The sequence below is a fragment of the Cohnella sp. LGH genome, from assembly GCF_017671885.1.
Classification (GTDB): Bacteria; Bacillota; Bacilli; order Paenibacillales; family Paenibacillaceae; genus Cohnella; species Cohnella phaseoli.
In genome coordinates this window covers 5,020,123-5,042,132 of the sequence record NZ_CP072117.1, presented here as the reverse complement: position 1 = coordinate 5,042,132, position 22,010 = coordinate 5,020,123, and the positions used below count along the sequence as shown (strand labels likewise).

Genomic DNA, 22,010 nt, shown 5'->3' with positions numbered 1-22,010 from the left:
TCCCTATGCTATATTGATTCCCTATGCTATGGGAATTGGAAACCTGGAAAGGAAGCGAGCCAAATGTGCGGAGATCGGATTGAGGATGTTCCTCTCCTATATATGAACCGAGGCGGACGAACGGAAAATGTGCATAGGGGGCGGATCGCCGTCGTGTCCGCAGAGAACGGCCGGCTGCTTCATGCATGCGGAGATGCGGATGCGCTCTCTTATGTGCGTTCGACAGCCAAGCCGATTCAGGCAATTGCTTCGCTGCTCGACGGAACTGCCGAAGCGTACGGCTTGGAGCAGCGCCATTTGGCGCTGCTGGCTGCGTCGCATCGAGGGAGCCGGGCGCAGCTGGAGGTTCTGGAGGATATTCTGCAACGGACGGGATTGGACGAGGAATCGCTCGCCATTCAGCCTACGCTTCCGGTCGGCCGTCGACAGAGAGACGAATATGTCGCCGCTGGTGGCAAACCGCGCAAGCTGCTGCATACCTGCGCAGGCAAGCATCTGGGCGTATTGGCGTGGAGCAAGCTGAAAGGCTGGCCGCTTGATGGCTACATTCGCCCGGACCATCCCGCGCAGCAGGAAATCGTTCGTCGCATCCGGCAATGGGCGGAAGCGGACGAAGAACAGGTGACGGTCGGCAAGGACGGCTGCGGCTTTCCGGTCGCAGCGATGCCCTTGCGCTCGCTTGCCTTGGCTTACGGCCGTCTGGCGACTCCGGAGCATGCCCCGGATCGTGCGGCAGGCGAAGCGGCGGGCCGGATGGCAGCGGCGATGAATGCCTATCCAGAGCTCGTGGAGGGGCCGGGCCGTCTGGCGAGCCTGCTGCTCGAAGACTCGAATATTGTCGCCAAGAGCGGAGCGCACGGCGTTTTTACGTTTGGGTTGCGGCGAGAGCGCATCGGCGTGTCGCTCGCGGTAACAGACGGCACGGAAGTCGCGTGGCCGTACATCGTCAAAGCGATCCTCAAGCAGATCGGAGGCGCCTCGAGCGAGACGATGGATAAGCTGGACAGGATGTTTTCAGACGAATTTCTCAACGATGCGAAGGAAATCGCAGGGAGCTGGAAAGCTGCATTTCAATTATAGCGAATCGTTTATTTCGTCTTCAGCGAGTCGTCGACGGCGGTCCGATACTCCGTCGGCGACTGCGCATACCATCTGCGAAACTGTTTGGAGAAATAAAGCGCATCCTGAAAGCCTACCGACGAGGCGATCTGTTCCACGGTAAGCTCGGGCCGCTCGCGCAGCAGTCTTCTTCCATGATCGACGCGCAGCTTCGTTAGGAAGGTCGCAGGAGACATTCCTGCATGCTGCTTGAATATCCGGGATAAGTAGGCTCGATTGTAGCCTAGCGTCTCGGCCATGCCTTCGATGGTGATCGGCTCCGCGTACTGCGTGGACAAATAGCCGATCACTTGGCGTGCCAATTCCTCGCTATGCGTGCCAGGACGAGGCGCGGCCGGCGCGGAATCCTCCGAAGCTTCGCGGAGGCTCGCCAGCAGCAGATGAAAATGGCCCGACGCCGCTAGCGCCGCGGAGCCGCTTCGCCCCCTGAACGCTTCGAAGATCGCTCGGCATCTTTCTCCCGGTGCACTATCTCCACCCGTATGCGTATATGGCCGCTCCGGTTCGAACCCGGCCTCCTTAACAAGAGCCGCCGCTGCCGAGCCGGAGAAGGCGACCCACCTATATTTCCACGGATTATTTTCATCGGACACGTAATGGAACAACGTGCCCGGATAAATTAGAAAGCTGTCGCCCTCCCCAAGGTTCAGCTCGATATCTCCCATACGAAAAAGCCCTCGCCCCGATAACACATGATGGAGCAAATAATAATCGACGACTTTCGGCCCGATGCGATGCAAAGAATTCGTCTGGCTTTCTCCGGCGAACAGCACGTTCAACTCGCCCTTACGAAAACCGGAAGAATTGGATGCAACGCGATAGGTTGCTTGCTTGGTCATCGTAACTCCTCCTTCGTTATCTTTAATTATACCACGATAGCTTCGCAATCGATTTTACAAAAGTCACATTTCTCCATATCAAAAGCACTTCACGCCATTTCGAATTCTCTCCGATTATCGCTATAATAGGATCAAACGAAGAACTATTCGGAGGAGAGATGGATTCCTGATGGTACAGCTAACGGAGTTGAAACAGCGTTTTGTAGAGCAATTCGGAGGAGACGCGGCGGTCATATCCGCATTTCAGGCGCCCGGGCGGGTCAACCTGATCGGCGAGCACACGGACTACAACGGAGGTGCGGTATTTCCGGCTGCACTGACATTCGGCACGACGTTGTTGATCGCTCCGCGTGAAGATCGCAAGCTCGGTTTCGCGTCAACGAACTTCCCGGCGGAGAAAGAGATTCCGCTGGATGGGATCGCGTTTAATGCAGAAGACGACTGGGCGAATTATCCGAAGGGCGTCGTATGGGAGCTGAAGCAGCGGGGGATCGAGTTGAGCCGCGGATATAACTTTCTGTATCATGGCGAGATTCCGAACGGATCTGGACTATCCTCCTCCGCTTCCATCGAGGTTGTAACGGCGTACGCTTTGCTGACTTTGGAAGGCAAGCCGACGGATACAGTACAGATCGCACTTTGGTCGCAGCATGCGGAGAACGAATTTATCGGCGTCAAATGCGGAATCATGGATCAATTCGCGGTAGCCAACGGACGCAAGGACCATGCCATTCATCTTGACTGCGATACGCTTAAATATGAGCTGGTGCCTTTCCGCTCCGGCGATTACAAGCTGGTCATCGGCAATACGAACAAACGTCGCGGGCTTGTAGATTCCAAATACAATGAACGCCGCGCGCAATGCGAGCAGGCGGTTAACGAGCTCCGCGCAGCTTTCCCGGAGCTGACGCTGCTCGGCCAACTGACGCTGCAGCAATTTGAGGATAACGCACATCTGATCGCGGACGAGACGGTTCGCCGCCGCGCTCGTCACGTTGTTGAGGAGATCGATCGCGTCGGTCGTTCCATCGAAGTGTTGAATAAGGACGATTTGGCAGCCTTTGGCCAACTGATGAACGCCTCGCACGATTCGCTGCGCGACCTGTACGAGGTGACGGGAGACGAGCTTGACGCAATGGTAGCCGCGGCGCGCGAAGTGCCGGGCGTGCTTGGCTCGCGCATGACGGGAGCCGGCTTCGGCGGATGTACGGTATCGCTCGTGCATCAGGATTCGGTCGAGCGCTTTATAGCCGAGGTAGGCGACAAATATGAGTCCACGACAGGGCTTAAACCGGCATTTTACGTATGCGATATCGGCGATGGAGTCGGAGAGTTGAAGGGGGAGGCGTAAACGATGGCGGTATTGGTTACAGGCGGAGCGGGCTACATCGGCTCGCATGCAGTTGCGGCATTGCTGGAAAAAGGGGAGCAGGTTGTCATCGTCGACAATTTGTATCAAGGTCACCGGGACGCGGTATTAGGCGGCAAGTTTTATGAGGGTGACCTGCGCGACGGAGATTTCCTTGCTAAGGTATTTGAAGAAAACGATATCGACGGCGTCATCCATTTCGCGGCGAACTCCCTTGTCGGCGAGAGCATGAAGGACCCGGGCAAGTATTATCACAACAACGTGTACGGTACGCTGTGCCTGCTTGAGCAAATGCAGAAGGCCGGCGTCTCGCGCATCGTGTTCTCTTCGACTGCAGCCACGTACGGAGAACCTGAACGCGTGCCGATCGACGAGTATGACCGGACCGTGCCGACGAACGCTTATGGCGAAACGAAGCTGTCAATGGAGAAGATGATCCGTTGGTTCGACGTCGCCCACGGCATCAAGTTCGTATCCTTGCGCTATTTCAATGCGGCGGGCGCGCACGAGTCGGGCAAAATCGGCGAAGACCACAGTCCGGAATCGCATCTGGTACCGCTCGTGCTTCAAGTCGCGCTGGGGCAGCGGGAGTTCATCTCCGTGTTCGGCGACGACTATGCAACGGAAGACGGCACCTGCATTCGCGACTATATTCATGTTAGCGATCTGGCCGACGCCCATATTTTGGCGCTGGAACGGCTTCGTCAGGGCGGAGACAGCGCGATCTACAACTTGGGCAGCGGCAACGGCTACTCGGTTAAGCAGGTAATCGACGTTTCGCGCGAAGTGACCGGTCATCCGATTCCGGCGAAAATCGAAGCGCGTAGAGCAGGTGACCCTGCGGTGCTGATCGCCTCGTCGGAGCGGGCGCGCAAGGAACTGGGCTGGGCGCCGAAGCGCGACAAGCTGGAAGCTATCGTCAAGAGCGCATGGGAATGGCACCGCGCAAATCCGAACGGCTACAAGAAGTAAGGGGAGGCTTATCACATGAATGAATCTACATCGACCCCTGAAGCATTCTCCGGGCAGAATTTGGCGGAGGCCATCGAGCGGCTGATTGCGTTCGCGCTTCATCAAGAGCTGATCGACTCGCTTGACGCCGACGACGCTCGCAACAGACTGCTGGATTTGTTCAGCGTGAAGGAGCCGGCGGCAGGTGCAGGTGCAGGTGCAGGTGCAGGTGCAGGTGCAGGTGCCCGACCGCTTGCGGAAGAACTGCCCGACAGCCCGGTACCTCTGCTGGAGCCTTTGCTTGATGCAGCCGCGGTTCTCGGTCTCGTGCCCGACGATACGCTCACATATAAGGATTTATTCGACGCCCGGATCATGGGGCTTTTGATGCCGCGGCCTTCGGAGACGAATCGACGCTTTCGCGAGCGGACGGCAGAGGTCGGCATAGCCGGGGCGACCGACTGGTTCTACAAGCTCAACATCGACTCTAACTACATTCGCATGGATCGGATCAAGAAAAACGGCTATTGGAAGCATCGCACCCCGGACGGCGAACTCGAAATTACGGTCAACCTCTCCAAGCCGGAGAAGGACCCACGAGAGATCGCGCTGCTCAAATCATTGCCGCAATCCCATTATCCGAAATGCCTGCTCTGCAAAGAGAACGTCGGATACGCGGGACGTCCGGACCATCCGGCACGGCAAAATTTGCGCGTTCTTCCCGTGACGCTGTTGGGAGAAGATTGGTTTTTCCAATACTCGCCTTACGTGTACTATAACGAGCACAGCATCGTATTCCGTGGCGAGCACGTTCCGATGAAAATTTCGGCGGCGACCTTCGCCCGCTTGTTGGATTTCGTCGAGCAGTTCCCGCACTATTTTATCGGCTCTAATGCCGACTTGCCGATCGTGGGCGGCTCGATTTTGAATCACGATCATTTCCAAGCAGGGCGACACGTTTTTCCGATGGAGACGGCGCCTGTGACGGAATGGAGTTCGCACGGCCAGTATCCGGATGTTTCTCTCGGAATCGTACAATGGCCCATGTCCGTTCTGCGCTTGCAATCGAGCAATCGCCAAGCGCTGCTGGACGCCGCTTCGGCGATCCTTGCCGAGTGGCGCGGTTATAGCGATCCGGCTGCGGACATTTTCGCCTTCAGCGACAAGGACGGCGCGCGCGTCGAGCATAATACGATCACTCCGATCGCCCGCTTTAAGGACAACGGCGCATATGAGCTCGATCTCGTGCTCCGCAACAATCGTACAAGCGAAGAACATCCCGACGGTATTTTCCACCCGCACAAGGAGCTTCATCATATCAAAAAAGAAAATATCGGTCTGATCGAAGTGATGGGTCTGGCGGTGCTCCCAGGTCGTCTGCAAGATGAGCTCGGCTTGATTTCTGACATTATGACGGGCAAGACGTCTTACGACCAAGCGGGGCTTGGTGTCGCTAGCCACCCTCTAAACAAGCATGCTGCATGGATCGCGGAATTGGTCGACCTGTACGGAACGGACGGCTCGGAAGAAGCCGTGAAGCTTCTTCTGCAGGCAGAAGTTGGCGACAAGTTCTATGCAGTGCTTCGCGACGCAGGCGTGTATAAGACGGACGAGGATGGCCGTACCGCCTTCGAACGATTCCTGGAAAAGTTCGTGACGGCATAACCGGCACGGCAAAACAAAGCTTTATATATGTAACGGCTGGATAGAGAGAGATCTCTGTTCGGCCGTTTTTTATGATGCGGCTGCTGTATTCTTTCGCTCACGAAGCATCCCATATTCATTTAAGGTGTAAATTGTCGTGCAGGAGGCAAGAATCAGCCTTGAGAGGGCCTCGATGAAATGATGCGAATTGTTGTTCCGGAAGCGAAACTCATAATAGTAATAAAGCCGATTCCAGTTGAATACGCGCTTGCCGTAATACTTTCGAATGAAGGAGCGAGCCTTCCTGTACATCATCAGCATGGCTCGTCGTACGATAGGCTGTTGGGCCGAGCGTTTCTCGCGGTTCCAGAAGTCCAGCATGGGGGTTATCTCCGACTTATGCATGGCAAGCCGGATTTTGCGAAGCAATCTTTCGGCCGTACGCTGCTGGATGCAAAGAGTCTGAGCCAGCTTGCGCGCCGAGCAGCGATGGCCTGAAGCGACCCAATAAAGAGCCACCATCCAGTATCGCAGTGGCAATTTCGTCCGGTGCATCAATGTGTTGGACGTAATGGAGGTTTGCGTCTTGCAGTTGGCGCATTCATACACATTCCGCGTTTTAATCAAGCAGTACCGCATATCTCCGCACTTGGTACAAATAAAACCACGCGGCCAACGGATCGTAAACAAGTAATCGCGACAGGACTGCTCATCCGGAAAAAGAGACATAAACTTGCGAATGGACGCCATGTAGCCCCCTCCTAATGCCGTAATCTATTTTTCATCGAACACTCGTTCCTGTTTCTATTTTACCAAACATATGTTCTTATTTAAAGAGTTTTTTTATTAAGGATTTTTCATTATTTTTCCATACCCTGGAGATATTCTTATCTCAGTTTTGGCTTACCTGAGCAAATGGCAGATAGAAGGCTGATAAGAGGTGTGAATGAGGGGGTAATGAGGGAGATAGGGGGATAGAGGGCAGAGGGCAGAGGGCAGAGGCAGAGGGCAGAGGGCAGAGGGCAGAGGGCAGAGGGCAGAGGGCAGAGGGATAGAGGGATAGAGGGATAGAGGGATAGAGGTGATCAAGATTGATAGAAATTAATAGAGGATTGAGTTTCGGATTAAGAAAAATTGAAAGATAGTGTTAGGAGGAAACATTCAACGATTCAATATGCGACAGGCGACCGGAGGGTTCTGCAGATGACTCAGGGAGGGAGAAAATGAGATAAGTCGAAGTTCGTCAGGGATTATATGGAAAAAAACTGAGTCAGAGATGAGATTGCAGAAAAACGGGGGAATTAGCGATAGGAGGCCAGGGACAGAGACAGAGAGGGGACAGGGACAGAAGGGGCGGTCCGAGAGAGTCGGGATGTCGGAGAGCGGATGCGTTTGGCGCACCAACTAGCCGACTCGCCCGGAATGCGGTCTAGGAAATGTGGGTATCAACGGAAGGAAGGGCTTCGTCGCACTTTCCTTCAAGCAGGTCGATCAGATGGCGGATGGCGGGACTGAGCCATTTTTTCTTGTGGTGAACGATTTGCGTGTAAAAAGTGATATCCGCGTGTGCAAAGGGGAGAGTGACCAGCTTGCGCTCGGACAGTTCGCGGGTGACGGTGATCCGGGGGACGAGCGCGATCCCGAGACCGTAGCTCACGCACTGTTTAATTGCTTCAAGGTTGCCGAATTCGTGAAGGATTTGATAGTTGATCCCGTGTTGGCCCAGCAAACGTTCCAAAGCCGCTCGGTAAGTGCAGCCCTGCTCGGTTACGATCAGGTATTGTCCGTTCAGATCCGAGACGCTGACATGCTTTAGGGCGTTCAAAGGATGTTCGGGATGGGCGACGAGGACAAGGGGCTCTTGCCGGACAATGACTGATTCCATATCCTCGTCGTTGATCGGCAGATCCATTAGTATGCCGATATCCAACTGGCCGGTACGAACGGCTTGTAGAATTGACGGTTCTTTAAGCTCGTTCACCTGCAGGTTGATCCCAGGGTAGCTTTGCAGAAAACGATGGAAAAGAGGGGGAAGCAGGAATGCCATCAAAGACTCAATCGTGCCGATCTCGAGAATCCCCTTCGCTTGTCTGGCAATTGTCCGTTTCGAGTCGTCGTACAGCTGCAAAATGTGCGCAAATGTTTCCCGCAACTGTTCGCCGGCTGAAGTGAGCCGCATTGATCGGCCGTACCTTTCAAACAGAATGACGCCGTATTCATGCTCCAGCTTCTGAATTTGCGCGGTTATGCTGGACTGTACGTAGCCGAGGTTTTCCGCCGCTTTGGTGAAGCTTTGACAGCGTGCGACTTCCATAAAAGATTTCATATAATTTAAATCCACGCATATCAACGCTCCTTCGCAAACCGGTGTTGTTATTTCGAATAATATTGTCCTGCAACCAGAAGCGTTAGTAAATGCAGCCACGCTTTCTTGGAGGGGGGAAGGGGATCGTTCTCAAATGCTTTGGCATGATACTCCAAATCCCGTTCCAGCAGTTGCCGATCGCTTTCCAATATTTTATATGCCGTGTATTCGTGAAGCAACATCTTTATCGCCTCCCAAATTTTGTTGATAATCATCATATCAGCGCTTAGGGAGAACGAGTTAGTGAGATTTTTTCATAGCAACGATCGTTTTTTTCGATGGAAACGCCATCATGACGATTTTCTAGAAATGCAGATATCGCGAAACACAAAAAGCACGGACCTGATGATGTCCGCGCCTGTTGTGATGTATGAATGCTTGGAATTCTATCCCCGAAGCTTACCCAATTCGGATACGAGCGCTTCGACTTCGCTGATGCTGAAGCGTTCTTTGGAATTAATCATGTCGTAGATGTCTTTCAAGTCTTCGTATTTGTCGACGTTGAAGCCGGAAGCCTGCATTGCGGAGCCAGTGGCCATGCGCAGCTTTGTTTTAATCGCTTCGATCATATATTCTACATTTTCTTGCGTCGGTTGGTTCAAATCCATTCGGTTTCTTCCTCTCTGGCGTAAGTGGGATGCTGATATTGTACCATAGGAACGGACGGTACGTGCAGAGGTGGAATTCCGCTTGCCGGAGTGGTAACCTGAGAGAAGGATGTCGGAGGATGGGAGAGGGTCACATGATCGACTGCAAGCCGGATAAGGCTGACCGCGTCGATGCCGCCGGATTGCAGGCGTTCGTAAGCCGAATCGTCTCCGATCATGCGGGAAAAGAAATCATCTACTTGTGCATCGGAACGGATCGGTCGACGGGGGACAGTCTCGGTCCTTTGGTCGGCTCGCTGTTAGAGGAACGCGGCGTTGCCGGAGTCATGGGAACGCTAAGAATCCCGTGCGATGCGAATACGCTGCCGCGACTTGCCCAGACGCTTCCGGACGATGCGATCATTGTCGCAATCGACGCCTGTCTGGGGCGCGCGGAAAGCGTGGGTTTGTTTCTAGCAAGTCGCGGACCGCTCGTTCCGGCCCGTTCGGTGAACGGGGGTTTTGGCGCTATTGGGACGTATAGCATTGCCGGTGTCGTGAACGAGAACAGTCTGAAGCCTTACTGGACGTTACAATCCACGTCGCTGTACCGCGTGATGCGAATGGCTGGAGAAATCGCCGATGCGATTGCAAGCGCAGTGGCAAGACAGGCTTCGCAGTATTTTAAATCGAACGCTGAAAGGATGGGCGCTTATGAATAGAAAACAGCTTTCTACGGGAATCGTCGTTGCTTACGAGGAAGCGGGCGTAGGAGAGCCGATCGTCCTGCTTCACGGCTTCTGCGGAAGTCGCCTTTACTGGGAGGAATCGCTTCCTTATCTCGCTGAATACGGACGAGTAATCGCTCCCGACTTGAGAGGACATGGGAGCTCCGCGGCCGCCGGTGCGGAAGACCGCTATGGGATGGAGAACTTGGCCGACGACGTCGCAGCTTTGATGGACGAGCTGAATGTGCCGAAGATTAGCTTGTTCGGACATTCGCTGGGCGGCTATGCGGCGTTGGCGTTTGCCGAGAAGTACCCGGAGCGCTTGAACGCGCTTGGCTTGGTGCATTCGACCGCTTTTCCGGATGGAGAACAAGCGAAGGAAAACCGGCTCAAGGCAGTCGAAACGATCCGTTCGCAAGGAGTGGCGCCGTTCGTCGACGGCCTCGTACCGAAACTGTTTGCCCCTCAGCATCGGGATAGCAGGCCGGAATGGGTTGGGAAGGCGAAGGAAATCGGCTATGAGACGTCGGCGGAAGGAGCCGCAGGCTGCGCGCTCGGGATGAGGGCCAGACCCGATCGCGTGTCCGTTCTTGAGCGTCTGAAGCTGCCGGTGTTGCTGCTTGCGGGAGAAGTGGACGAGGTTATTCCTCCGGACAAAAGATTTCCGGTATCCGGCGACAATGTAACGGCCGTTACGTTGAAAGGCGTCGGACACATGGGCATGATGGAGGATCCGCAGGCGACGGCTGCGTGCATCGGGCGGTTCCTGGATCAAAATCGGGAGGGCTGACCGTGTTTGAAAGGGATTATTTGATTCGTTTGCTGACGCAGGCGGGTCTTGTGTTGGGAAAAGCAATGGGATTGAGACAGCAGCAGAAGCAGAAGGAGGCTCTCGATCTGATCGATGAGTTTCTCGGGCGAGAGCTGCGCCTGCGCTCGCGGCTGGCGATGGGACTGAGCGACGAAGACCTGCTGTCGATGCTCTCGGTAACGGGAAGCCCGAACGCGGAATCGGTCGCCGTCGTCGCGGCGTTGCTGCAGCAGGAAGCGGATTTGCTGCACGATCTGGGAGAAACCGGCGAAAGCGTACCAAGATATGCGAAGGCGCTCCGGTTAAGCCTGTATATGCTGCGCCACGGCATGGAAGTGGAAGGCTGGGATGTCCGCGCCAGGGTGCTGGAGCTGCAAAAGGCATTGGAGCCTTACGAGCCGGATACGGAAACGATGAGAGCGATATGGCAATGGCATGAAGCCGAGGGCAGGCTGGCGGATGCGGAAAATACGCTTTACGAGCTTGCAGACAAACAAGCCGTGACGAAGGCGGAAGGCGACGAGTTCTACGAGCGAATGGCCGCTTGCGATGATGACGCTCTTGAAGCCGGAGAATTGACGAGGGAAGAACTGGAAGAAGGACGACGGCAATGGTCGGCGTTAATGAAGGAGAAATGAAGGAGAAATGACGGTGAACGGGAAAGTCGGTCATAAGGAATGGCTTGCGCTGTTAAAGGACGTCTCGGACGAAGGAAAGCTGCTGCAGGCCGTATTCAGCTCCCCAAGGCGCAAGGACGGGACGATTGCGCGCAAGGCGACGGTCAGGCCTGTCAAGCTTAAAAGCGGGCTGTGCTATCAGTTCGAACGGTTTGCAGACAACAAGGCATTCCATGAAAACGTGGACGCAAACGAGCTTACAGATAAACTGGCGGCGGAGATGAACAGCTACAAACAGGCGCTGATCCAAACGACGGAAGCCGACGTTCAGGCTCTGGCGAACAAGAAAGGGGAGCTGACGCTCGTCGTCAGAGCGAAAGCTCCGGATCAAGCGGGCGGGAGCGCGAAGGCGGTTCCCCAAGCGCACAACCGGGACAAGCGGTACGTGTTGCCCGAAGGCGAGCCGGTCCCGTTCCTGATTTCTTTGGGCGTCATGACGCCGGAAGGCAAAATCTTCAAAGCGAAGTATGACAAGTTCCGGCAAATCAACCGGTTTCTCGAGATGGTAGCCGATGTCGCGCCGGAGCTGCCCAAGGACAAGCCGCTGCATATCGTGGACTTCGGTTGCGGAAAGTCGTATTTGACCTTCGCTCTCTACCATTATTTGGCCATCAAGCTGAAGCTGCCTGTGCGGATCTTCGGGCTGGACCTGAAGAAGGATGTCATCGAAGCTTGCACGAAGCTGGCTTCTGAGCTAGGCTGGCAGGATTTGACGTTCGCTGTGGGGGATATTTCGGCTTTCCGGGAGCGCAAGTCCGTCGATATGGTCGTTACGCTGCATGCTTGCGATACCGCTACGGACGCGGCGCTGCTCAAGGGGATCGAGTGGGGCGCCAGCGTTATTCTATCCGTTCCTTGTTGCCAGCACGAGCTGTTTCGGCAGATTTCCCAGCCGGTGCTACAGCCTTTGCTGAAGCACGGAATTTTGAAGGAACGATTCGCAGCGCTCGCGACGGACGCGATTCGGGCCAATCTGCTCGAACTCGCCGGTTATCGCGCGCAACTGCTCGAATTCATCGACCTGGAGCATACGCCGAAAAACCTGCTGATTCGCGCTGTTAAAGACCGTGGAAAACCCGATATGGAGCGTCTTCGCGCCGAATACGAGCGTTTCCGCGACTTTTTATCCGCTACTCCATTCATGGAAAGAGAAATTGCCGAGAGAGACTAAAGACTCATAAAAATAAGTAATAAAGTCCTTGAAAACAACCGAAAAATAGATAAAATAAAGTCTTTAGGTGGATATTTGGTTGTCGGAAAAAGCGGCGATATGTTAAAATCAAACATGTCTGTCGTATTTTTTTTTCAAGCTCCTTAAATGAAAAGGTGAATGCCTTGGGAATCCAATGGATTGATCTGATCCTTTTTTTAATCCTATTTCTTTTATTCGTCAGCGTAATCGCTGTCAATAGAATTACGACGACGCATAAAGTGTATTTGGCTTTTCACTTTATTATGATGCTATGGCCGCTCGGACAGTTCGCAGTCAAGCTGACGGACTTCCCGAGCGTCCAGCTGTTTTTCGTCAATTTGTCCTTCGTAGCTATGGGAATGCTTGGCCCGGGATGGCTAATCTTCGTTTTATTCCTCACAGGCAGATCGGCCCCGCTGAAGAGCGGCCGTATTTTGTTGTACATCGCTCCCGCGGCGCTGTGTATTTTAGCCGCTATGTGGAATCCGCAGCATCTGTTTCTGGCTCCGGAAGCCGAAGGCTACACGCTTAGACAGTACGGTCCTCTGTTCTGGCTGCTAACGCTTATCCAATACGCCTACTTCTTCGTTGCTCTACTGAACATGTTTCATGCGTTAAAGACAGTAACGTCCATTAATCAACGCAAGCAGCTTGCGACCGCTCTTATCGGCATGTTTGTGCTGACGGGCCTCGGGCTGTTGGATATATTTATCAACGTTTTGTTGGCAGAGTGGTTGCCGGTCGTACCGGGTTTGCTCGCGCTCGGCATATTGCTCTCCGATCTCTGTTTCGTAATTGCGATACATCGCTTCGGCATGTTTGATATTTTGAGCATGGCGCAGCGGGATATTTTCGAGCATATGGCGACCGGTGTCATCGTCGTAGACGAGGACGGCAAGGTGCTGGAGGTTAATCGCGTTGCAGCCCCTCTTGTGCAGGTGACGAAGGGCGACATGTTCGAAATGGAAAGGTTTTTGGCTCCTCTGCACGTGCAAGGGGAGGTCTACGAATTTCTGTACCGCTATAACTATCATCCTCATGAGAAGCTGCAGATGGAATTCTCGCTTCAGGATTCTTCGGGAAGACATGTTTCGATTCAAATCTCGCCCGTGCTGGACAGCCGGAAGACGTTGCTGGGAAAAATCATTACTTTCCATGACGTTTCGGAGCTTCGTAAGCTGGTCGTGGAGATGAACCGCAAAAACGAGGCGCTGCATGAGCGTAATTTGGAATTGATCGCAATACAGGACGAGCTGTTCCGCGCCAATCAGAAGCTGGAGCAGATGGCCGTCACGGACGGATTGACCGGCTGCTTTAACCGCAGATACTTGATGCAGCAGCTTGAGCATGAAGTGCTGCTGAATATGAGATACCAGATTCCGTTCTCCATTTTCCTGTTCGACATCGACCACTTCAAGCAGATCAACGACAAGTTCGGCCATCTTGTCGGTGACGAGGTGCTGCGAAGCACGGCGGAAACCGTTCGTTCCCTGCTGCGGAGAACGGACATTCTGGCCAGGTACGGAGGAGAGGAATTTACGGTATACTTGCCGCATACGAACCGGGAGCAGGCGGAGCTGCTCGCGGAGAAGATCATGCTCGCCGTCGGAGAGAACGAGGTGCAGTCAGGCGCGGACAAAGTAAGCGTAACGATCAGCATGGGCGTGCTGTCCGAATCCAGCGAGAACTTGCAATTCAACGACCCGAAGGAATATTTGCGGGAAGTGTTCGCGAGCGCGGACTCCGCTTTATATAAAGCGAAAGCCGAGGGACGCAATCGCGTCGTTATGGCGCGTTAAGCTGGCAGGAAGGTGGTTGGGCGGAGATGAAGCAAACAGGAGAGAACAGGGCCGCATTATCCGATCTGGAGAGAGATTTGCTTCCCTTAAATGTGCTGCTGCACTGCCGGACCGTCGTAGAAGGCAAAAATTTTGTGACGACAGGCGTTATGACCCATGTGGAAGGAGAATTGTTCGAGGTCGAGCTTCCCGAGTTCGAACAGTTCGAGCTGGGAGAAACGGTCAAACTTACCGTATACTCGCCTGCGGGAATTCAAACGATCCCCTCGATCGTTTTCGCCAAATACGAGGGAGCGATCGCGCTTCTGCAGCCTCCCGAGCTGCAAAAGAGATTTAAAGAAAGACGAGAGCATCCTCGGGTCGAGATCGAAGGCAGCGCGTTGATTGTCGGCGTTCTGAGCGATTCCGGCGAGGAGCGGGAGATCAAGGACGCTGTAAGTCTGAACATTCACGATATCAGCGTAGCCGGGATCAGCTTCTCGGGACCCGACGCGCCGCATTTCGCGACGAGGTTGAGACTGAGGGCGACGATCGAGATCGGAATTACCTTCGAATGCGAGCTGGAGATCGTGCGACGCGAACGGCAGGAGGACCGGATGCACTGCGGCGCCAAAATGCACGTTCTCGAGCCGGAGATGCTGCGTCCTCTGCGCGCGCTTATTTTGCGCCAGCAGGTTCAGAAGAACGCAGATGTGCGTCGGAGCCTGGGCAAGAAACGATAAGGAAGGGATACGGGATATTCGAGGAATTTTGCGAATATGGACGAGCCGATGGGAGGATGTCCGTTCAGCCGAATGCCGCTCCTGCATAGAATGGAGCTAAACGGCGAGAAAGGGGGATCATCCTAATGGCTATCCGCTATCCGCAGCCCCCGCTAAAGGATACTAAGCGCTCCAAAGTGCTATCCGCAAAAAAGGTACCCGAGCAAAAGCTGTCCGGCAAAAACACCGGTCAGACGTTTCCGCGGCTTACGGTGGTTTGGGTTCAAAGCAGCGGCGTTCCCTTTGACACAACGGGCTTTTTCGCTCGGATATACCGCGGCAGCGTGCTGGTAGATACGAACGATTTCGACCGGTACGGAGCAGTGCGGTTCAACCGCATTCGCACGCTGACGAATGTCGCCTATACGCTGCGCGTATATAGCGACAACGGGGTATTGTTCCGCACCCGCACGATTCCGGCAGGCGTGCAGACGTTTGCGATCATAGGTTGATCGGTGTCGGAATTGCAGCATGAGAAAAGGTTGGGCAAGCCGAATTCGGCGCCCAACCTTTTTTTAGGGAAGATAGATTATTGAACAACGAGATAGCCGACCATCGGTCCGCCGGTCTGCGGATCTGCATGCGTCTGGCAGACGATGGAATAGATGCCGGCTTCCTTCGGGGTAAAGCTGACGACGGTCGTTTTGCCTTTGCTGATGCTGCCTTTAATGTCGAGGCCTTCGATCACGAACGGATGGGATTGACCGTTGATGCCGGAAATCCGCAGCTCGACCGGGACGCCTTTTTTAGCGACGACGGTACCGGGATAGAACAGGTAGGTTTCCAGCTTTTTACCGTCCGCTTGAGCCGTAAATTCCCCCGTTGTCATGTGCAGTACCTGCGTGGCCGCTTCGGCGCCCGCAGGAGCCATAGCCGGCTTCGTTTGCTGCCAGCCGATATAGGCGCCCGCCAGAATGACGACTGCCGCGATAACGGCGTACAACTGAATTTTCTTGCGGTTAAGGATAACGATTTTATTCATGCCGCTCTCTCCTCTTCAACTTTGTCCACCTATGGAAGTCTATGCGAAGGCCCGTCCGCTCATGACAAGCCTGCAACGTTTTTGCGGAAGCGCCGTATAACTGGAAGGAAGCCGTGAGCCTGTGCTAGAATGAAGACGGCTATCAGGCAAGGTCGGGTGTTTCTATCAATGGGGAAGAAAGCAGGTAGTGAACGATGATGGATACGCTGCACGAGTGGTTGTCGCAGTTGCTGGCTTGGGTCGAAAGCTTGGGGTATTGGGGCATTATTATCGGGTTGGCCATTGAAGTTATTCCGAGTGAAATCGTATTGGGGTATGCAGGTTATCTGGTCTATCAGGACATCATTTCGTTTCCGGTTGCCGTCATCTGCGGAACGATCGGCGCTATTTTGCAGCAATGGCTGCTCTATGCGATCGGCCGGTTCGGAGGAAGGCCGTTCGTGGACAAGTTCGGCAAATATTTGCATCTGAAGTCCAAGCATATCGATCTCGCGGAAAAATGGTTCGAGAAATACGGGCCGATGATCGTATTCACGGGCCGGTTCGTGCCGGTTATGCGTCAGGTCGTGTCGATTCCGGCAGGGATGGCGCGCATGAATTTGTGGAAGTTCACCTGGTTGACGGTGCTGGCTTCCATCCCGTGGTCGATTCTGTTCGTATGGCTGGGATCCTCGCTCGGCGAAAACTGGGAGAAGATCGACGAGAAAGCGGCTCCGTACGTGCAGCCGGTCATTTTGATCGCAATTGCGCTGCTTGTGGTCTTTTTCCTCGTTCAGTATTTGCGTAAGAGAGGCAAAAGCATCTAAAATAAAAGCATTACCGAATAAGAGAGGAGCTGGGCCGAATGAGTCAGTTGATCGCCAGCAAGTTACATAAAGGATTATCGCCCAATCAGTTTATGGAGGGGATGACGAAAAACCGGGAGACGTTCGAATCCTGGCTGAATCGGTTTGAATGGCATACGGCGGAGCTTGAGGAATTTTACGATTCCCTGAACAACAGAGACGACCTGCGCTGTATGATTATAGCGGCGGACTGGTGCGGCGACGTCGTGCGCAACGTGCCTGTCGTATTCAAAGCGATGGAGAAGGCGGGCATTCCGACGGAAGTGCTGATCATGGAGGAAAATCTCGATTTGATGGACCAGCATTTGACGATGGGCGGACGCGCGATTCCGGTCGTGCTGTTCATCGATACCGGCGGCCATCTGCTCGGCAAATGGGGTGCCCGTCCGAAATACGTGCAAGAAGTGATGACGGCGTTTAAGACGGAAAATACCGATCGCGAAGCGCCGGATTATCAGGAGAAGCTTAACGCGGCGAGACAGGAAATCGGGCGCCGTTACGGGGAAGACAACGCCTATCAGAAAGTCATTTTGGAGGAAATCCGCGACATTCTGTCCGGAGTGTGAGGAACGCCGTACAATGCTGACTTTTCAAAGATTCGCGCTTGGAGCGCTGCAGACGAATGCCTATGTAGTCGTTAACGAAGATAGAACCCGCGCGCTGATCATCGACCCGGGCACGGCGGACGGAGCGCTGATGCGCAAGCTGGACGGCCTGAAGGTGGAGGCGATTTTGCTGACGCACGCTCATTTCGATCATATCGGCGGAGTGGACCAGCTGCGCAAAAAATACGGCTGTCCGGTTTACTTGCATCCCGCGGAGCGGGATTGGCTGACCGATGCGGGCAAGAACGGCTCGGCGCGCTGGGCCGACGTCACTCCGCCGATCGCAACGGAGCCGGCCGAGCACGAGCTGGCCGACGGACAGAAGCTCGAACTGATCGGAACGACCTTCGAGGTGAGGCATACGCCGGGCCATTCGCCGGGCAGCGTCGGCTTCCTCGTCGGCGATCTGCTGTTCGCGGGAGACGCGCTGTTCCGCCGCTCCGTCGGACGGACCGATCTGCCCGGCGGCAACCAGGAGCAGCTATCCCGCTCGATCAGGGAGAAGCTGTATACGCTGCCGGACGATACGCTTGTCCTGCCGGGACACGGTCCGGAGACGACAATCGGGGAAGAGCGTCGAGAGAACCCTTATGTAAGGTGAATATCGAGGCTTCTAGAAATTGTTATAAAAGGGCTTTACAAGAGGGCTGGCAATTTGTTATATTGAGCCTAGTTAAAGATCAAATAGAATATGAACGTACGCTGCGAAGAACGCATGCGATGGAGATCACTCTCTATCCGTGCGTTCTTTTTTATTTTCCAAAGGAGAGGGTGTTGGCATGAACAGGAAAAAACAAGCCGCAATCAGCTTGTCGGCAGCGGTGCTGTCGGGGGTGCTCGTCTACGGCGTGTACGTAGTGCAGCTAAGGCAGCTTGAGCTGCAGGAAATGACGGAGGTCGTCGTTCCGAAGCAATTCATCGCTACGGGGACGAGGTTGGAGGAAGCGCATTTGACGACGGTGGCGATGCCGCGAACCGCGCTGTTGCCGGAGATGTTGACCGACGTGTCGGAAGCGGTCGGCTTGGAGGCGTCGATGCCGCTCGGAGGGCGGGAGCCGCTGCTGCGCTGGAAGATCGACAAGTATCGGCTGCTGCCCAGAGCCGGGCAATCGACGTTCCAGATTCCGCGGGAGTACGTTAAGTCGATCTCCAACGGCATACGTGCGGGCGACGAAGCGGTCCTGTACTTGTCGGGCGAGGAGGCGGAGCCGCGTCGACTTTTTACCGAGGCCATATCGGTCGCCGGGGTGAAGACCGCCGCCAATTTGGAGATCGATAATCCGAAAAACTCGAATCTGCTATCGATGGCTAACGGCGACCGAGAAGGCATGTACGCCTCCCGGCGCGACGCCAACGGCACGATCGATGCGATCAATTTGAACTTGACGGAGGCGCAATGGCTTGAGCTCGACGCCGCCTGCAGGGGCGGGACGGCCAAGCTGGTCATCGCGTTTCAGGCATCGTCGATCCGGGAGGAGGCTCGCCCATGAGCGGCAGATTGGCGGCCTTCACGGGCTCGACGCCGAATATCGGCACATCGCTGACGGCATTCGGCACTGCCTATCGCATCGCGGCGCTAACCGGCCGCAATGTCGGATTTCTCTGTCTGAACTTGAAGAGCGCCAAGACGCATCTGTACTTGGGCGTCGACAAGCCGGACGTCACGCTGGACGGGGTGAGGCCGGAGCTGAGAGCCGGGACGCTGACGGGGGAGAAGCTGAAAAGGTACGCTTTTCGCACGCCCAAGTCGGGCGGATTGCACGTCCTGTTCGGAAATCTGTCTCGCGATCAGGCGGAATATTACGAGCCGAACGATATGCGGCAGTTGCTTACGGCGTCGCGCGAGGCGTTCGATCTAACGATCGCGGATGTCAGCGCCTATTGGGATAACGCGGCGACGATTTGCGCCATGCGCGAGGCGGACGAGCGGTTTCTCGTTACGACAGGCAGCCTCAGCCATTTTCAAGAGGATATACAGCGTTGGTCCGGACAAATCGGTCCGCAGTTTGGAATGAGCCCGGAGCAGTTTCAACTGGTACTGCTCCGGAGCAATTATCGATCGACAGGGGGATTCGGAATGAAGGAAATTCGCAAAGAAACCGGATGCGCGCAGTTTACCGAGTTGAAGCTGCTAGAGAGCGTGCATCTGCAATTGGATAGCGGCAGGCTGGACGAATGGCTGTCCTCGGAGGAGAAGCACGCCGCGGCTTTCGACGCAATCGCCGAACCGCTGCTCGGTCGCCTGAACTGGTCGGCCCGCATACAGAAAACTAGCAGTCCCTGGATGCGCAGACTGATCATGCATAGGAGGAGAAAATCATGAGCGCGGGGCTTCGGACGAGGGTTAAACGGTTCTCTCCCGCCGCCTACGCCGCCGAGCTGCAAATTTCCAATTCGGCGACTGCTCCTGTCGCGAGCGAAGAGCGAGAAGCTTCAGGAGGCCTGACGCGGCTGCGAGCGTATACCGAAGAGGTGCGGCAGATGCTGTCGACGCCCCGAGGGTGGAGCGAGGAGGAGCGAAGACAATATGCGGAGAAGCTGAACCGAGCGATTATCGGATTTCCTCAGGAGCGGGCGGAGATGCTGGCGATTATCTCCGACTGGATTATTCGCAAGCGGCTGCAGCATGTCCAGTTCGGCAGCTTGCCGTATCCTACGCTGGCGGAAGCGCTGTTCGCCGAGGTAATCGGAATGAACGTTCTGGAGCTGGTGCTCAGCAACCGCGAGGGTTTGGAGGAGGTGCAGGTCGTCGGCACTCGCATTTTCGAGGTGCGGGACGGTCGGGCGACAGCTTCGGCGTTCCGGTTTCAAGAGGTAAGCGAGGTAGAGCGAATTCAACAAAATCTGGTGCTGTTCAACAACGACAGGATCAACCCGCGCAAGCGTTGGGCCGAGGTGCTGCTGCTCGACGGCTCGCGCGTCACGCTCACGGGCTTCGGCTTTACCGCGCAGCCGACGCTGACGATTCGGCTGTACACGGTTAAAAAGTTTAGCTTGGATACGCTGTGCCGGCCCGAATATCGCACGATGGACGAACGGGTTAAGCAGCTGCTGCTTATTATCGTTAGGAGCCGCTTTAATATGGTCGTGATCGGAGCGACGAACACGGGCAAAACGCATTTGATTAAAGCTTTAATTGCGGCAATGCCGGATGAAGAACGGATCGTAACGATAGAAGGACGCTACGAACTGATGCTGGGGCGGGACTTCCCGGACAAAAACGTCGTGGAGTACGAGGCGGAGGAGGACGACCCGCTGCACGGCCCACGTCAGGCGTTTAAGCTGGCGCTTAGGCAGTCGCCGCAGCGGATCTGCCACGCGGAAATTCGCGACGAGGATGCAAACATCTACGTTCGCGCCTGTACCCGGGGGCACGAGGGCAGTATCACGTCCGTTCACGCTAGCGGCTTGGAGGATGTGCCGGATACGATAACCGACATGTGCATGCTCGACGGGCGAGGAATGAACCCGCTGACGATGACACGGAGAATCACGGAGCATGTCACGCATATCGGATTCGAGATGAGAATGATCGGCGGCGTGCGCAGGCTGGTCAGAATCGGGGAGTTCGAATGGCGGGACGGGACGGTTCACGTCCGCGACCTCGTTCGCTATGAGGAAGGCGAGGATTGTTGGGTTTTTCCCGACGAATTCTCTTCGAAGGGGCTTCGGAAAATTCAACGGGCCGATCCTGAAGGCTATCGGTTAATCGCGGACGGTTGGCCGAAGGAGGCGGCGTCTTGATAAAGCTCGCGATGATTGGTCTCGCCGCTTTGCTGTTTCTGCTTCTATCCGTCAGCCTGTATTTCGGCTTGTCGGCTTGGTGGAGCGGACAGTCGCGCAAACGGAGGCTGCGCGGAGGACGCGGCGCTCGCGGAACTCGCGGCGTTCACGTCGCTCACGGAATTCGCAGCGATGAAGAGATATCGTCATTGCGCTGGCGCCGGTTGAGCAGACCGCATCGTCATCTGTCCGATCTGCTGCTGGCGCTCGGATGGCGCATGTCGCCGGCGGGTTTTGCCGTCTGTTCGCTCGGAATGGGCCTCATGGGCATCGTCGCCGGAGCTCTAGCTTTCCAGTCCGTTCGCTCGGCGCTGATGCTGTTGCTCATGTTAAGCAGCATGCCGTATTTGGCGTTAAGAATGTCGCTGACGAACCGTCAGCTGTCGACTCGCTTGGAGTTTCTGCCAGCGGTGGAGCTGTTCTATCAAAGCTATCTCGTCACCGGATGCCGTCATATCCGTATCGCCCTGCAGAAGACGGTAGAGGAGCGAAGGCTGCCGGGCGAGGTGCAGGCGGTGTTCGACCAGCTTTACCGCAACCTGTCGGTCAAGGGCGACGACGAAGGCAGCCTGCGCCGGTTCTCGCTATCGTTCGGCAACATGTGGGCCGAATATTTCGGCAATATTTTGAAGATCGCCTTGGAGGAGGGCAACAATGTAGCGGATAACCTGCAAGAGCTGATCGCCGATATGCGCAAAGCCCAATTGGCTAACCAGGTCGAGCGTCATCGGATGCTTGAAATCCGCATGGCGAACTATACGCCGGTATTGTTTCTCGGTATTTTCATGGGCGTGAACTTTAAGCTGAATCCGTCCGGAAGCTATGAATATTACATCGTAGACGCCGCAGGAAGGGAGATGCTGCTTAACGCAGGACTGCTGCTGTTCGGCTCGTTCATGATGGGGCTGTACTTATCCCGAAGGAAGCTATGAAGGGCACTTGCACTATAAGAA

General features: G+C 55.1%; 24 protein-coding genes. 18 read left to right on the top strand and 6 right to left on the bottom strand.

Going from position 1 to position 22,010, the window contains the following annotated elements; genetic code table 11:
• Positions 1 to 63 precede the first annotated feature (63 nt).
• Positions 64 to 1,080 carry an asparaginase gene (locus J4772_RS21840; RefSeq protein ID WP_209071376.1) on the top strand — a complete coding sequence of 339 codons (1,017 nt, stop codon included), beginning with the start codon at positions 64 to 66 and terminating at the stop codon, positions 1,078 to 1,080.
• Between the two features lie 8 nt (positions 1,081 to 1,088).
• Here J4772_RS21840 and J4772_RS21835 read toward each other — a convergent pair whose 3' ends face one another.
• The gene (locus J4772_RS21835) at positions 1,089 to 1,958 is read right to left on the bottom strand and encodes an AraC family transcriptional regulator (protein ID WP_209071375.1); all 870 of its coding nucleotides are present in this window, start codon (positions 1,956 to 1,958) and stop codon (positions 1,089 to 1,091) included.
• 169 nt (positions 1,959 to 2,127) lie between these two features.
• On the opposite strand from J4772_RS21835, the gene J4772_RS21830 reads away from it, so the two are divergent.
• From J4772_RS21830 to J4772_RS21820, 3 genes are read left to right on the top strand one after another with little or no spacing between them, the layout of a single operon-like run.
• Positions 2,128 to 3,309 (top strand): galactokinase, encoded by a 1,182-nt coding sequence (locus J4772_RS21830; protein ID WP_209071374.1) that lies wholly within the window; start codon positions 2,128 to 2,130, stop codon positions 3,307 to 3,309.
• 3 nt (positions 3,310 to 3,312) lie between these two features.
• Positions 3,313 to 4,299, top strand: coding sequence for a UDP-glucose 4-epimerase GalE (gene galE, locus J4772_RS21825; RefSeq protein WP_209071373.1), 987 nt, complete (start codon positions 3,313 to 3,315; stop codon positions 4,297 to 4,299).
• Positions 4,300 to 4,314: 15 nt separating this feature from the next.
• Positions 4,315 to 5,943, top strand: a complete 1,629-nt coding sequence (locus J4772_RS21820) for a UDP-glucose--hexose-1-phosphate uridylyltransferase (protein ID WP_209071372.1) — start codon at positions 4,315 to 4,317, stop codon at positions 5,941 to 5,943.
• Positions 5,944 to 6,012: 69 nt separating this feature from the next.
• Here J4772_RS21820 and J4772_RS21815 read toward each other — a convergent pair whose 3' ends face one another.
• From J4772_RS21815 to J4772_RS21800, 4 genes are all read right to left on the bottom strand, one after another.
• Positions 6,013 to 6,672, bottom strand: coding sequence for a transposase (locus J4772_RS21815; RefSeq protein ID WP_209071371.1), 660 nt, complete (start codon positions 6,670 to 6,672; stop codon positions 6,013 to 6,015).
• A gap of 679 nt (positions 6,673 to 7,351) precedes the next feature.
• The gene (locus J4772_RS21810; protein WP_116064920.1) at positions 7,352 to 8,263 is read right to left on the bottom strand and encodes a LysR family transcriptional regulator; all 912 of its coding nucleotides are present in this window, start codon (positions 8,261 to 8,263) and stop codon (positions 7,352 to 7,354) included.
• 32 nt (positions 8,264 to 8,295) lie between these two features.
• The gene (locus J4772_RS21805) at positions 8,296 to 8,469 is read right to left on the bottom strand and encodes a hypothetical protein (protein WP_209071370.1); all 174 of its coding nucleotides are present in this window, start codon (positions 8,467 to 8,469) and stop codon (positions 8,296 to 8,298) included.
• 204 nt (positions 8,470 to 8,673) lie between these two features.
• Positions 8,674 to 8,895, bottom strand: a complete 222-nt coding sequence (locus J4772_RS21800; RefSeq protein WP_116064919.1) for a DUF1128 domain-containing protein — start codon at positions 8,893 to 8,895, stop codon at positions 8,674 to 8,676.
• A gap of 134 nt (positions 8,896 to 9,029) precedes the next feature.
• Here J4772_RS21800 and yyaC point away from each other — a divergent pair, with 134 nt between their 5' ends.
• The 7 genes from yyaC to J4772_RS21765 all read left to right on the top strand — a co-directional run bounded on the left by yyaC (position 9,030) and on the right by J4772_RS21765 (position 15,294).
• A complete protein-coding gene (gene yyaC / locus J4772_RS21795) occupies positions 9,030 to 9,596 on the top strand; it encodes a spore protease YyaC (RefSeq protein WP_209071369.1) in 567 nt (188 codons plus the stop codon).
• The gene (locus J4772_RS21790; RefSeq protein WP_209071368.1) at positions 9,589 to 10,392 is read left to right on the top strand and encodes an alpha/beta fold hydrolase; all 804 of its coding nucleotides are present in this window, start codon (positions 9,589 to 9,591) and stop codon (positions 10,390 to 10,392) included. The genes yyaC and J4772_RS21790 overlap by 8 nt, the downstream gene beginning before the upstream one ends.
• A 2-nt stretch (positions 10,393 to 10,394) precedes the next feature.
• Positions 10,395 to 11,051, top strand: a complete 657-nt coding sequence (locus tag J4772_RS21785) for a DUF6483 family protein (protein ID WP_209071367.1) — start codon at positions 10,395 to 10,397, stop codon at positions 11,049 to 11,051.
• Between the two features lie 13 nt (positions 11,052 to 11,064).
• Complete coding sequence (locus tag J4772_RS21780; protein ID WP_247740812.1) at positions 11,065 to 12,261, top strand: class I SAM-dependent methyltransferase; 1,197 nt, start codon at positions 11,065 to 11,067, stop codon at positions 12,259 to 12,261.
• 164 nt (positions 12,262 to 12,425) lie between these two features.
• Entirely contained in the window at positions 12,426 to 14,081 is a 1,656-nt protein-coding gene (locus J4772_RS21775) for a histidine kinase N-terminal 7TM domain-containing diguanylate cyclase (RefSeq protein ID WP_247740811.1), read from the top strand.
• 26 nt (positions 14,082 to 14,107) lie between these two features.
• Positions 14,108 to 14,803: a PilZ domain-containing protein gene (locus J4772_RS21770; RefSeq protein ID WP_209071365.1), complete on the top strand. Its 696-nt coding sequence runs from the start codon at positions 14,108 to 14,110 to the stop codon at positions 14,801 to 14,803.
• A gap of 125 nt (positions 14,804 to 14,928) precedes the next feature.
• Positions 14,929 to 15,294 carry a hypothetical protein gene (locus tag J4772_RS21765; protein ID WP_116064914.1) on the top strand — a complete coding sequence of 122 codons (366 nt, stop codon included), beginning with the start codon at positions 14,929 to 14,931 and terminating at the stop codon, positions 15,292 to 15,294.
• Positions 15,295 to 15,371: 77 nt separating this feature from the next.
• On the opposite strand, the gene J4772_RS21760 is transcribed toward J4772_RS21765, so the two are convergent.
• The gene (locus J4772_RS21760) at positions 15,372 to 15,824 is read right to left on the bottom strand and encodes a cupredoxin domain-containing protein (protein WP_209071364.1); all 453 of its coding nucleotides are present in this window, start codon (positions 15,822 to 15,824) and stop codon (positions 15,372 to 15,374) included.
• A 197-nt stretch (positions 15,825 to 16,021) separates the two neighbouring features.
• Here J4772_RS21760 and J4772_RS21755 point away from each other — a divergent pair, with 197 nt between their 5' ends.
• From J4772_RS21755 to J4772_RS21725, 7 genes are all read left to right on the top strand, one after another.
• Positions 16,022 to 16,630 carry an undecaprenyl phosphate transporter UptA gene (locus J4772_RS21755; protein ID WP_181918107.1) on the top strand — a complete coding sequence of 203 codons (609 nt, stop codon included), beginning with the start codon at positions 16,022 to 16,024 and terminating at the stop codon, positions 16,628 to 16,630.
• Between the two features lie 38 nt (positions 16,631 to 16,668).
• A complete protein-coding gene (locus J4772_RS21750; RefSeq protein ID WP_209071363.1) occupies positions 16,669 to 17,235 on the top strand; it encodes a thioredoxin family protein in 567 nt (188 codons plus the stop codon).
• A 13-nt stretch (positions 17,236 to 17,248) separates the two neighbouring features.
• Positions 17,249 to 17,875 (top strand): MBL fold metallo-hydrolase, encoded by a 627-nt coding sequence (locus J4772_RS21745; RefSeq protein WP_116064910.1) that lies wholly within the window; start codon positions 17,249 to 17,251, stop codon positions 17,873 to 17,875.
• Positions 17,876 to 18,053: 178 nt separating this feature from the next.
• The gene (locus tag J4772_RS21740; RefSeq protein ID WP_209071362.1) at positions 18,054 to 18,764 is read left to right on the top strand and encodes an SAF domain-containing protein; all 711 of its coding nucleotides are present in this window, start codon (positions 18,054 to 18,056) and stop codon (positions 18,762 to 18,764) included.
• The gene (locus J4772_RS21735; RefSeq protein ID WP_209071361.1) at positions 18,761 to 19,597 is read left to right on the top strand and encodes a CpaE/TadZ family protein; all 837 of its coding nucleotides are present in this window, start codon (positions 18,761 to 18,763) and stop codon (positions 19,595 to 19,597) included. Before J4772_RS21740 ends, J4772_RS21735 begins: the two co-directional genes overlap by 4 nt.
• On the top strand, positions 19,594 to 21,018 hold the full coding sequence (locus J4772_RS21730; protein WP_209071360.1) for an ATPase, T2SS/T4P/T4SS family: 1,425 nt from the start codon (positions 19,594 to 19,596) through the stop codon (positions 21,016 to 21,018). Before J4772_RS21735 ends, J4772_RS21730 begins: the two co-directional genes overlap by 4 nt.
• Entirely contained in the window at positions 21,015 to 21,989 is a 975-nt protein-coding gene (locus J4772_RS21725) for a hypothetical protein (protein ID WP_247740810.1), read from the top strand. The genes J4772_RS21730 and J4772_RS21725 overlap by 4 nt, the downstream gene beginning before the upstream one ends.
• Positions 21,990 to 22,010: the final 21 nt, after the last annotated feature.